Source organism: Acinetobacter sp. DL27 (genome assembly GCF_055810995.1).
Genome location: NZ_CM147947.1, coordinates 2,376,272 through 2,388,370, shown reverse-complemented (window position 1 = coordinate 2,388,370; position 12,099 = coordinate 2,376,272). Strand labels below are relative to the sequence as shown.

11 protein-coding genes are annotated in these 12,099 nt (G+C 43.2%); 5 read left to right on the top strand and 6 right to left on the bottom strand.

Annotated elements, in window-relative coordinates; genetic code table 11:
- Nucleotides 1–179: 179 nt before the first annotated feature.
- Nucleotides 180–794, top strand: coding sequence for a carbonic anhydrase (locus tag AC0KVP_RS11580; RefSeq protein WP_004981036.1), 615 nt, complete (start codon nt 180–182; stop codon nt 792–794).
- 30 nt (nt 795–824) lie between these two features.
- Here AC0KVP_RS11580 and AC0KVP_RS11575 read toward each other — a convergent pair whose 3' ends face one another.
- Nucleotides 825–1,466 (bottom strand): arylesterase, encoded by a 642-nt coding sequence (locus tag AC0KVP_RS11575; RefSeq protein ID WP_473336794.1) that lies wholly within the window; start codon nt 1,464–1,466, stop codon nt 825–827.
- 11 nt (nt 1,467–1,477) lie between these two features.
- On the opposite strand from AC0KVP_RS11575, the gene AC0KVP_RS11570 reads away from it, so the two are divergent.
- A complete protein-coding gene (locus tag AC0KVP_RS11570) occupies nt 1,478–2,206 on the top strand; it encodes an ABC transporter ATP-binding protein (RefSeq protein ID WP_062034414.1) in 729 nt (242 codons plus the stop codon).
- A gap of 1 nt (nt 2,207) precedes the next feature.
- Entirely contained in the window at nt 2,208–4,697 is a 2,490-nt protein-coding gene (locus AC0KVP_RS11565; RefSeq protein ID WP_473336792.1) for an ABC transporter permease, read from the top strand.
- 30 nt (nt 4,698–4,727) lie between these two features.
- Here the strand turns inward: AC0KVP_RS11565 and AC0KVP_RS11560 are convergent, their stop codons facing one another.
- Nucleotides 4,728–5,543 (bottom strand): rhomboid family intramembrane serine protease, encoded by an 816-nt coding sequence (locus tag AC0KVP_RS11560; protein WP_473336790.1) that lies wholly within the window; start codon nt 5,541–5,543, stop codon nt 4,728–4,730.
- 77 nt (nt 5,544–5,620) lie between these two features.
- Between AC0KVP_RS11560 and mtgA the strand changes: the two genes are divergently transcribed.
- Both mtgA and ppk1 read left to right on the top strand, forming a co-directional pair.
- Nucleotides 5,621–6,295, top strand: coding sequence for a monofunctional biosynthetic peptidoglycan transglycosylase (gene mtgA / locus AC0KVP_RS11555; RefSeq protein WP_168158328.1), 675 nt, complete (start codon nt 5,621–5,623; stop codon nt 6,293–6,295).
- A 110-nt stretch (nt 6,296–6,405) separates the two neighbouring features.
- The gene (ppk1, locus tag AC0KVP_RS11550; protein WP_062034111.1) at nt 6,406–8,490 is read left to right on the top strand and encodes a polyphosphate kinase 1; all 2,085 of its coding nucleotides are present in this window, start codon (nt 6,406–6,408) and stop codon (nt 8,488–8,490) included.
- A gap of 87 nt (nt 8,491–8,577) precedes the next feature.
- On the opposite strand, the gene oxyR is transcribed toward ppk1, so the two are convergent.
- From oxyR to rubA, 4 genes are all read right to left on the bottom strand, one after another.
- Nucleotides 8,578–9,480 (bottom strand): LysR family transcriptional regulator OxyR, encoded by a 903-nt coding sequence (gene oxyR / locus AC0KVP_RS11545; RefSeq protein WP_058869206.1) that lies wholly within the window; start codon nt 9,478–9,480, stop codon nt 8,578–8,580.
- Nucleotides 9,481–9,493: 13 nt separating this feature from the next.
- Nucleotides 9,494–10,432 carry an alpha/beta fold hydrolase gene (locus AC0KVP_RS11540; RefSeq protein WP_004694383.1) on the bottom strand — a complete coding sequence of 313 codons (939 nt, stop codon included), beginning with the start codon at nt 10,430–10,432 and terminating at the stop codon, nt 9,494–9,496.
- A 57-nt stretch (nt 10,433–10,489) separates the two neighbouring features.
- Entirely contained in the window at nt 10,490–11,668 is a 1,179-nt protein-coding gene (locus tag AC0KVP_RS11535) for an NAD(P)/FAD-dependent oxidoreductase (protein WP_062034110.1), read from the bottom strand.
- A 68-nt stretch (nt 11,669–11,736) separates the two neighbouring features.
- A complete protein-coding gene (rubA, locus tag AC0KVP_RS11530; protein WP_004694381.1) occupies nt 11,737–11,901 on the bottom strand; it encodes a rubredoxin RubA in 165 nt (54 codons plus the stop codon).
- Between the last annotated feature and the right edge of the window lie 198 nt (nt 11,902–12,099).

The following is a 12,099-nucleotide window of genomic DNA, read 5'->3' as shown; positions in this document are numbered from 1 at the left end:
ATTTATTTGAAAGGATATGCGGCATTTTGATAAAGTGTGAACTGTATAATGGTTTTATTGATATAAAATGCAACTTCAAAATTAAGCAAAAAAAGAAGCCGCTATGTTTTTTGCAAGTGACAATCAATTTCGCTGGGATTAAACTAGTCCAACTTAATAACAACCGAGTGGGAAAGGGAATGCTAACAGCTCAAGAAGCTTTAAGCCGTCTAAAACAAGGTAACCAACGTTTTGTAGCGGGTGAGACAACCCACCATAAGCAATTGTCTCACCAAGCACGAGCAGAGATGGCGGAAGACCAAAATCCATTTGCCATTGTACTCGGATGTTCAGATTCTCGTGTGCCTGCAGAAATGGTCTTTGACCAAGGTTTGGGTGATCTGTTTGTTATTCGGGTTGCTGGAAATGTGGTTGCACCTTCGCAAGTTGGCAGTGTTGAATTTGCGGCTGAGCGTTATGACTGTGCGGTCGTTGTGGTACTTGGTCATAGCCACTGTGGTGCGATTCAAGCCACTATTGACACCCTGATGAACCCAGATAGCCCACCGTCTGCAAACCTGATGTCGATTGTAAACCGTGTCCGTCCTTCGGTTGAAACCTTGATGCAAACTGAACTGAAACATGATTTATGCAAACTGTCTAAACACGCGGTGCGTTCAAATGTATTTGCCTCTGTCAATCAGTTACGTCATGGCTCAGCTGTGCTTGAAAGTTTAATTGCCAAAGGCAAGTTACAAGTGGTTGGCGCTGAGTACTCACTTGAAAGTGGTGAAGTGGTTTTTTTTGACTTCTGATCCTATGTGCTGATCAGAGTAAAAGGCGCTTTATAAAGCGCCTTTTATATAGGGATAAGCTAAATTTAATAAAATAGGCTGTGCTTTGCCATTTGGATGAACTAAATCTTTTTGCATCAAGCTTTTATTTCCCGCTACACCTTCCAAAAAGAAGGGCAGTAATTTAACTTTGTATTGTTGACTGACCATTTTGTAATTATTTTCAAATGCCTTGCTATAGGCTGTGCCATAGTTTGGTGGCATTTTCATTCCCAAGACAACCACAGTTGCATTGGCTTTTTGACTCTGTTGAATCAGTTGCGCTAAATTTTTTTGAATCATCTGAGGTGGTTGACCCCGTAGCCCATCATTCCCGCCAAGCTCAATCACCACCACATTTGGCTTATGCGTTTGCAACAGTTTGGGTAAACGAGCCAAAGCGCCACTGGTGGTTTCACCACTCACACTGGCATTGACCACTTTGTGTTGTTTCGGATACTGTTGGTCTAACCGTTTTTGCAGTAAATTCACCCATGCTTGCTGTGGTTCTATGCCATAACCTGCACTAATGCTATCTCCTAAAACCATTATGGTTTTTGCAAAAACCCAAGTGGGGCTTAGGCACAGTGCAAGCAAAACCAAGTATGAACTAATACGTTTTTTAAATTTGCGATTTTGCACGAATATTTGCATATAGGGATGTTATGACCCAAGTTCGTAGTGATGTAAGCATCATGCCACAAGTGATTATTTCTGCCCAGCAACTGACACAAAAGATTAAACTTCCGCAAAAAGAACTGACCATTTTCTCAGATTTGAGTCTGAGCATATTAGCAGGTGAACAAGTCGCAATTACAGGACGTTCAGGTTCAGGAAAATCTACCTTACTGGGTATTTTGGCGACTTTAGATCAGGCTAGCGGTGGTGAGTTAATCGTTTGTGGTGAAAGTATTTCCAAGCTCAATGAAGAACAGCGTGCACAGGTGCGTTTAAAGCATATTGGCTTTGTATTTCAGTCCTTTCAACTGCTACCACACCTGACTGCTGTTGAAAATGTGATGCTGCCGTTACGGCTTCATGCATCATTTAACTTCGCTGAAGCGGAGCAACGCGCTTTGAGTTTGTTGCAAAAAGTTGGATTGGAGCGACAGGCCACCCAAACACCGAAGGTACTTTCGGGTGGGGAGCAGCAGCGCGTCGCAATTGCCCGTGCACTGATTGCTGAGCCAAAAATTATCTTTGCCGATGAACCAACAGGAAACTTAGACAGTCAAACTGCGCGAGAAATTGAGCAATTATTGTTTCAATTGAACCGTGAGTTGGGTACGACCCTCATTTTAGTGACGCATGACCATACGCTTGCAGAACAGTGCCAGCGTCATTTTGAATTACTCGATGGACAGTTGATCGAACATCCTCGAACGGGAGGATAAAATGAATTCTCTATTTCAGCCCTTGCTGAAGCAAAGTTTTAAAAGTAGCGGTGTGTATTTATTGATTATTGCGTTGATTCTCGCGATCAGTGCAACGACTGCGCTGAAGTTTAGTAATGAGCAAATTCAAAATGCCGTAGCGCTGCAAGCCGCCGAGATGCTAGCAGGGGATTTGGTTTTAACGGACAATCAAAAGCTCGATCCGAAATGGAAAGCGCAAGCGACAGCTCTCGATTTAAAACAATCAGAAGTCACTGTCTTTAGTTCGATGGCATATACCGATGATCAGTTTGTTATGGTCAATGTCAAAGCTATCGATCAAGCCTTCCCTCTGCGTGGAGAGTTACGCATTCAGCCTGCTACGAAGCATATTGCTTCAGGTGAAGTTTGGTTGAGCCAGCGTGCTATGGATTTGCTACAGGTTAAACTGGGCGATCAACTCAATATTGCAGATGGTGTGTTTAAGATCACAGGCTTGATTGAGCATGACTCCAATCAAGAGTTAGGCTTTTCTGGGTTCTCACCGACGGTGATTATTTCAGAAGCGGATATTGCCAAGACTAATGCCATACAAGTCGGTAGTCGTATTGACTATCGTCTACTGATGGCAGGTACAGCAAAAAATACTCAGCAGTTTGAAGCAAATTTTAAGAAGCAAAATGTATCTTCTGAAGATGCCAGTACGGCCGCTCAAAGTCCTAATGCGGAAGAAACACAAAACAGCTTACGCTTACGCAATGCCAGTGAGGGTAATACCCGTTTAATGAAACCAATTGCAAATTTGGACACTTTTTTGCAGTTGGCGAATATCTTAACGATTTTGCTGTGTGGAATTGCGATTGCTTTGACCAGTCAGCGCTTTGTACAACAAAATCAAGATCACATTGCGCTATTGCGTTGTATGGGGGCGGCGAAGTCACAAATTCTCTGGGCTTATCTCAGCTTGTTGGGTGTGGTGTTCTTGCTTGCGATGCTGGTCGGGAGTGTCGTGGGGGTAGGGCTGGGTTATGGCCTGTTACAGTTGATGTTACAACTGATTCCACACTTAAGTATTGCGTTTTCAGCGTGGGGTATGCTGCTCGGGCCGATTCCGATTGCCATGTTGACCAGTGCCGTAGTGCTTCTGGGTTTTGTCTTACCGAGTTTTTGGGAGCTTTTGAATACTCCTCCGATCCGTGTCATTCGCAGCCAAGAAAAATCGGTTTCGTCGATGTTTTGGATGTTGCTCGCAGGAACGGCTAGTCTGGTGCTGTTTAGTATCGTTCTGACTGAAAACATGGTACTGACAGCCATGGTGATTGGTGCAATTATCATTCTATGTGCAGTGCTATACAGTGTGGTTTGGCTGAGTTTGAAGTTTATCCGAGGCTTGAAAAATGCGGTTTCTGCCTATGTCCGAACACCTTATCAAACAGCGTTTCAGATTACTGCTTTGGCTTTGGGACTTAGTTTAATTACGGTCTTAGCCGTATTACGAACCGATTTGTTAGAGCGTTGGCAGCAACAAATTCCTGCGGGAACCCCAAATCAGTTTGTATATGGTTTACCGCCCTTTGACATGCTTGAGTTAAAAGCACAAATTGAGCAGAATCACTGGAACAGTACGCCACTTTATCCGAATATTCGAGGTAGACTGATTGCCAAAAATGGACAGCCTTTTGCTGAGGATTTGGTGAAGCAAAATAATTCCTTACGGCGCGAATTAAATTTAACCCAAGCAGACCGTTATCCTAAAGACAATGTGATTGTCTCTGGCGCATCAAAACTCACAGCAAAAGGACAAGTTTCGGTAGAAGCCAATACCGCAACAGAGCTTGGGATAAAAGTGGGGGATCAACTGACTTTTAGCTTACCAGAGGGTGTCATTCACGCCAAAGTGGCAAACTTACGAACCGTAGAGTGGGAAAGTTTTAGCCCAAACTTCTTTTTTATTTTTGCGCCACAGACCATGGATGAAAATGCGGGCAGTTATTTGGGCAGTTTTTATGTACCCGAGTCAGACAAAGCGAAATTGGTCAGTATCATTCAACAATTTTCCAACACCGTCTTTATTGATGTCAGTTTAATTTTAGATGAAATTAAGCGCATCGTGACGGTGTTGGTGCAGATTGTCACGATCCTTGCAGTTTTAGTGAGTATTTCAGGTATTTTGGTTTTAATTGCGTGCCTGAACTTACTTATGGATGAGCGTAAACGAGAAGTGGCGTTATTACGTTCATTTGGGGGTTCCAAGCAAAAACTCAGAACCATGCTCAGTCTAGAAATTGGCTTTATTGGTTTTATGGCAGGTGTGGTTTCTTGTCTATTTGCTGAAGCGATAAGTGCGGTAGCATGTTATCGCATGGGATTAGCCATTCAGCCACACTGGGAAATCTGGCTCATTTTACCACTGTTCCTGACCTTACTCTGCGCGCTGATTGGGCGTTATCGCTTAAGTTATCTCAGTGATATTCCACCTTTACAAAGTTTGAGAGAGATCAATCAATCGTGATTGATCTCTTAATGCGTGAAGAGTTGAATCTTAGAAATTGAGCTGTTGACGCATCATCATTAACACTTCTGACCATAAGGGTTGAATATAGACCACTAGATTTTGGCAGTGTAAGTAAAACCAATACGAACCGCAGGCTGCCAAAACAAGGCTCAGCGGCATAATCCAACGCTGCTGCGTTTTTTGTGAGAGATACCAAAGTGCCGCCAAAACAGCACCCATCAACATGCCGCCAATATGTGCGGCATTATTAATACCTGAAATCATAAAGCCCATGGCTAAGTTGATTCCCATCACGATGAGCAAAGTCTTTTTATCTAAAATAAAACGTTGCTGTGGGAGCATCGGCAGAAGGGATAGAACCGTCAGCGCTGCACCCAGCCCCATGACGGCACCTGAAGCCCCTGCACCGACACGCGGCAAGAGTTCAGGGTTTGCTAAACCCACACGAATTAGTTCATAACTGTCTTGAATGGCGATATAACCACTGAGCAAGCTACCCATGAGACCCGCAAGGACATATAGCGCAAGAAAATAGATACGTCCAAACATTTGTTCCAGCACACTGCCAAAAATATACAGCGCCCACATGTTCAACATGAGGTGAACCAAGCCAAAATGAAAGAACATACTGCTCAATAAACGCATTGGTTCAGCCAAGAAGGTGAGCGGTGCATAGTCTGCTCCCCAGCGTATTGCATCAGCTGTACTTGGATTGCTGACATCCATGCCATGCAGGACTTGCCAAAAAAACAACCCAACATTCACGGCAATAATGACGGCGGTAATCCACCATAAATGTACGTCAAATTTTGTTTTGATTTGCGGAGGTGTAAGCTCGGTCATGCTATTCTTGCTAAAATTTTGCTATATTTGCCCAAGCTTAGCATGAATAAAAATGATTTTTGGAGTAAGCCACTGGCATGAAAGCTTTTATTGTTCGTAGTTTGTTAGTCGTTGTCAGCTTCGTGCTTTTGGTACAGTTGTGGATTTTTGCAAGCCTAGTGTGGTGGCGTTACAAGCCAGTGGAAACCACCATGTTTATGCGGATTGATTATTGGTCTGAGCCATCTAAACCCATTCAACACGAATGGCGTGATTATGACGAGATCAGTGAGTACATGAAAAAAGCCATTGTTGCGGCTGAAGATGGCAAATTTATGCAACATCATGGTTTTGACTGGGATGGGATTCAAGCGGCGCTTGAACGTAATAATGACACGGGCAAAGTGGTTGCGGGCGGTTCGACGATTTCTCAGCAATTGGCCAAAAACTTATTTTTATATAACAAGCGTTCATTCATTCGTAAAGGTCAGGAAGCTGTTGCAACTTGGATGATGGAACGGATGTGGAGCAAAGAACGCATCTTAGAGGTATATCTGAACTCGGTGGAGTTTGGCGATAATATCTATGGCGTCGAAGCTGCAACCCAACACTACTTTGGTAAAAGTTCACGTAGCTTAAGCCGAGAGCAGGCGGTCTTTTTAGCGGCCATTTTACCCAATCCGAAATACTACCAAGACCATCAAAATGACCGTAAGTTGCAAAACCGCGAGCGCATGATTCGAAAGTATATGCGCTATAGCGATATCCCTTAATTTGATTGATCTGAAAAAGCCCAAATTTATGGGCTTTTTTTTATGAAATTGTCACAAAATTGAAGCATACTTATCATGATAAAACGCATTCAAATAATCAAAGGTTAGCTATGAATACGGCAGCAAGCACATCTCCGATACTACAACCTGAATACGCGTATAACGATCGCTATATTAACCGTGAGTTATCGATATTAGATTTCCATTTACGTGTATTGGAACAAGCCGTAGATCCTTTACATCCGCTGTTAGAACGGATGAATTTCTTACTGATTTTTTCACGTAACTTAGATGAGTTCTTTGAAATTCGTGTTGCGGGCGTCATGGAACAGTTAGATCTGGGCAATGAAAGCCGTAGCCCCGATGGCTTAACCCCACGCCAAGTTCTCGACCAAATTTCGCAAACTGCACATGCCGCAATTGAACGTCAGTATCGTATTCTCAATGATGAAATTTTGCCAAAACTGCGTGAGGAAGACATTTGCTTCTTACGCCGTGGGGAACTGACGCCTGCACAGTCTTCATGGGTGAAGAAATATTTCCAAGAACAGGTTGCACCTGTCTTAACACCGATTAGCCTTGACCCTGCGCACCCATTTCCGCGTTTAGTGAATAAAAGTCTCAACTTTATTGTGACTTTGGAAGGGAAAGACGCATTTGGTCGTCAGATTGATTTGGCCGTTGTTCCTGCACCACGTTCATTGCCACGTGTGGTTCGTCTACCTGATGAACTCACAGGTGGAAAAGAGCATCATGTGATGCTTTCAGCTATCATCCATGAGCATGTTTCTGACTTGTTCCCAGGGATGACAGCAACAGGCTGTTATCAGTTCCGTGTCACACGGAATGCCGATTTGGCGCTCAACGAAGATGTTGAAGACTTAGCCAAAGCACTGAAAGGTGAGTTAAGTTCACGTCGTTTTGGACGAGCAGTACGTTTGGAAGTTACACAAAACTGTCCAGAACATATTTATAACTACTTGCTAGATGAATTTGATCTGCATCAGGAGCAGTTGTATAAAGTCGAAGGACCTGTGAACTTGGCGCGTTTATTGTCCAATTTTAAACGCCCACATCTACGGTATGACGCACATATTCCTGTTATTCCGAAAGTGTTGAAAAAGTCGGAAAGCATGTTCTCTGCAATGCAAAAACAGGATATTTTACTACATCATCCGTTTGAGTCTTTCGCACCTGTGATTAACTTGTTGCGTGAAGCGGCACGTGACCCACAAGTGTTGGCGATTAAGCAAACCCTCTATCGCAGTGGTGCAGACTCTGAAATTGTACAAGTCCTAGCAGAAGCGGCGCGTAATGGGAAAGAAGTCACCGCAGTGATTGAGCTGCGTGCGCGTTTTGATGAAGAGTCAAATATCGAAGTGGCGAATGTACTGCAAGAAGCGGGCGCAGTGGTTGTTTACGGCATTGTAGGTTATAAAACTCATGCCAAAATGATTCTTGTGGTACGCCGCGAAAATAATAAACTTGTTCGTTATGTGCACTTGGGAACAGGTAATTACCATGCGGGTAATGCACGAATTTATACCGACTATGGCTTGCTCACGACCGATAAAGAGTTGTGTGAAGATGTACACCGTATTTTCCAAGAATTGACAGGTATGGGGAAAATGGCGAAGCTGAAAAAGCTACTTCATGCGCCGTTTACGCTCCATGCACAACTGATAAACTTTATTGATGATGAAATTGCCAATGCCAAAGCAGGTAAGAAAGCACAAATTATTGTGAAAGTGAATGCACTAACCGAAGTGCAACTGATCAATAAGCTGTATGAGGCATCACAAGCAGGTGTACAAATTGATCTCATTATTCGCTCGATTTGTTGTCTACGTCCAGGTTTGCCAGGGCTTTCGGAAAACATTCGTGTACGTTCAATCGTGGGGCGTTTCTTAGAACATACTCGTGTTTTCTATTTTAGTAATAATGGCGATGCGCGTATTTATGGTTCAAGTGCCGATTGGATGGACCGAAATCTATTTAATCGTGTTGAGGCCTGTTTCCCAATTGAAGATCCTGCTTTGAAAAAACGTATTTATCAGCAAGGGTTGTTGACCTATTTGCAGGATAATCAACAAGCTTGGTTACTACAGGGTGATGGAACTTGGCTTCGTGCGACACCTGCTGAAGGCGAATCCGAGCATAATGCACAGCGTTATTTGCTAGATGTGATTAAATAACTTTAGGGGTTGTGCTTGAGTCTACTAAAGATTTAGGCACAAAAAAAGGAGTCATGTTTGACTCCTTTTTTATGCACAAAAATAAGCTTAGTGCAGATTTTGAGTAATTTTTTGCAGGATTTGTAATAGCACATCAAATTCGCTTTGTAGCGGGGTGCTTTTACGTGTCACCAAAGCCAAGATACGGCTTGGAGCAGCTTCAATTTGTTTGACCATCAAATCTGGATTCGCTTTAATCATATTGGTATGAATTGCGATTTCAGGTAATAAGGTAAAACCAAGATCAGCCGATACCATTTCCACAAGGGTCGGTAAAGAACTCGCTTTTAAACGATGATCGTTTTTACGCTCACCAATTGGGCAGGCACTTAGAGTGTGGTCACGTAAGCAGTGGCCTTCTTCAAGCAACATTAAGCGTGAAAGGTCTAAGTCATCCAGCGATTTGGCTTGGCTTGCGATATCTGATTTATTGCAGACCAAAAACAAACTTTCTTTTGCGACTTCAGCAACTTTTAAGCCACGTGTATCAAAAGGTAGAGCCAAAACGACCATGTCTAAATTACCATGTTCGAGTTTTTCTACAATTTTCTCACTTTGCGCTTCGTGTAAATGTAGTTGAATTTTAGGGAGTTGCTTATGCACTTCATCTAACAATTGCGCCAAAATAAATGGCGCAATGGTTGGAATAACACCTAGATGTAAATCACCAGTTAAAGGCTCGCTCATTTCTCGGCTTAAACGCATCAGGTCTTGAGCATCTGCCAGTAGAACACGAGCACGAGCAACGACTTGCTCGCCTAGAGGTGTTAAGCGCACATTTTGGCGATCACGCTCTACAAGTACGCCACCGAGTAGGCGTTCAAGCTCCATAATCCCGCCCGACAAAGTCGATTGGGTTACAAATGAACGTCGTGCAGCTTCAGTAAAATGCAGCGTTTCTGACAGTGTAACGAGATATGACAGCTGTCTTAAGGATGGTAATGCAGCCATAGTGTCCTAATGATTATGATTTAAAGTGTTGTGCAAATAATTCGCTAAGATTTGGAATGAAGTGCGGTGGGATATCATGCCCCATTCCATCAATTAATTCAAATTTAGCGCCCATAATTGCCTTTGCAACGGCCTTTCCGTGACTAGGCGGGAGTAAACGGTCTCGCGAACCGTGTACCACAAGGGTCGGTTGTTGAATCTGTTTGTCCAGTTGCAATAAAGAACCTGTACATAATATTGCTAAAAACTGTTGAAGTACACCCGCAGGGTAATAACTTCGGCGATATAATTTGCGAGAAGTCTGAATTGACTCGATTGGATTGTGATAATCAGGCGAGCCAATGATCTTAAATACTTTCAAAGAGTGACTCACAATTCCTTCTTCATCGGTCGATTCAGGTCGACCAATTAGACTAAAGAGTTGCTTTGGAAAAGGCGGCGGCAGTAAAGGTTGGTTGTTACTGGTGAACATTAGGCCGAGCTTTTTGACCTTCTGTGGATGACGCGCTGCTAGAATTTGCCCAATCATACCACCCATGGATGCACCAATCACATAACTTTCATCTAAACCTAAACGGTCTAAAAGCAGTGCCACATCGTCAGCCATGTCGTATAAGTCATAAGGTGCACCACGGTTATCTAAACCTAAAGCAAAACGCCCCATCAGTTTGAGGGTGTTTAAGCGTGGACCTTGATGTTTAATTTTTGAAGATAAACCAATATCGCGGTTATCAAAGCGAATGATACGAAACCCTTGATCAATCAGAGATTTGCAGAAGAAATCAGGCCAAAATAAGAGCTGTGCTCCTAAGCCCATGATCAAAACAATGGTCGGATGATGGTCTTCGCCACCGATTTCGACATGGAGTTCAATACCATTGCCTAAGTCGACTTTGGTTTCGCGCATGAAAGAGGTATAGGGTGAAAGATTATATTGGAGTGCGCTATTCATTATTGTAATCCTCACATAAAGGACATCTATTGTTATAAATGTCCTTTTATTTAAACTCTAAACATGTGCTGGAATCAAGTCTGGAACCAGTTTTGTTAATGCTAAACGTTGTTTCGCTGCGGTTGCACCGAGCAGTACGAAGCCGCGAAGTGTACCTTGACTGTCTAGGGCTTTGGCAATCATGCCATCGTCTAACTCCTCAGTTTCCCAGTTCACCTCTGCATCGATTGGCGCAGGCAAAACAGTGAGCGGCGCAGCGGGTGTTTTAACTGCTACAGGCATAGCAGGGTAATGCACCGCAGTGGTGTCACCATTTAAGGTTTTGGCTAAAGCGCGTGCTTGTTGCATGATTGGCATGACATAAGGCAGCAAGAGTCCGTTCACTTCAGCACAATCTCCTACGGCGTAGATGTGCGGTTGATTGGTCTCAAGTTGTGCATTGGTCAAAATGCCACGACTGGTTTGAATATCTGCTTCTTTTGCAAGGGAAATGCTCGGTTGTAAGCCAATCGCAGATAAGACTACATCTGCAACTAAAGACTGACCATTGGCCAAGGTCACAACATAGTCACCATTTTCAATTTTAGACACTTTTTCAACTGTGGTGCCAAGGACAAAATGAATACCTGTTGCTTCAAGGTTTTCTTTAAAGGCACTTGAAACATGCGCTGGCAATAAACGGCCCAAAGGCTGGTTTGCCAAGTCGATGACGGTAGCTTGATGGCCTGTATGTTGTAAATCATTGGCAAATTCGCAGCCGATGAGACCTGCACCTAAAATGACTACACGTTTGTCTGCACGCTTTTCAAGTTCTGCACGGAAGGCTTTATAGTCGTCTAGATTGTTCACAACTTGAATGTCATTGCTTCCATCACCTGCAATGGCTAAGCGAATTGGGTTTGCACCTACCGCTAAAACCAATTGAGAGTAGGGCTGTGTAGATTCAGCACCATCTTTAACAAGAGTTAACTGCTGTTGTTCAGCATGAATCTCTTTCACCCAAGTATGCGTGGCAATCTGCATTTTCAGTTGTGTTGCCATTTTCTCTGCATCACCCAAAGCAATTTGTTCAGGCGCTTTGTTGGCAACAAAGGCATTGGACAATGTTGGTTTGGCATAATTAGTCGCATCATCTGCACATAGCATAAGCAGCTCTTGTTCAGGGTTAAGCTTGCGAAATTCACGTGCTACAGCATAGCCTGCCATACCTGAGCCAATGATGACGATGGGATGCATAAGGTTCTCCAAAGATTATTTTAAAGACGTAAAAAAAGACCATGCTGCATGGTCTTTAACACTATGAATTAGATTTCAACCATTTCAAAATCGATTTTTGACACGCCGCAATCTGGGCAAGTCCAATCGTCAGGGATATCATCCCATTTTGTTCCCGCCACGATGCCATCTTGTGGCCAACCTTCTGCTTCGTCATAAATCCATCCACAAACGATGCATTGATACTTCTTCATTTGACTCTCCAAAACGCTGAACAAGAAAGGGTTCAGCAAAATAATCCATTACGCAAGCTGCTATTCATCTGAGTGGTTAGCATACTTCGCTAATCTAAATTTTTACGCAGTTCTAATACGAATGTAAAGTAAATATCGGAGTTTAATGATTGAATCTATCTGCTAAAAGCGATGATCAGGACAAAACGTATCATTTAA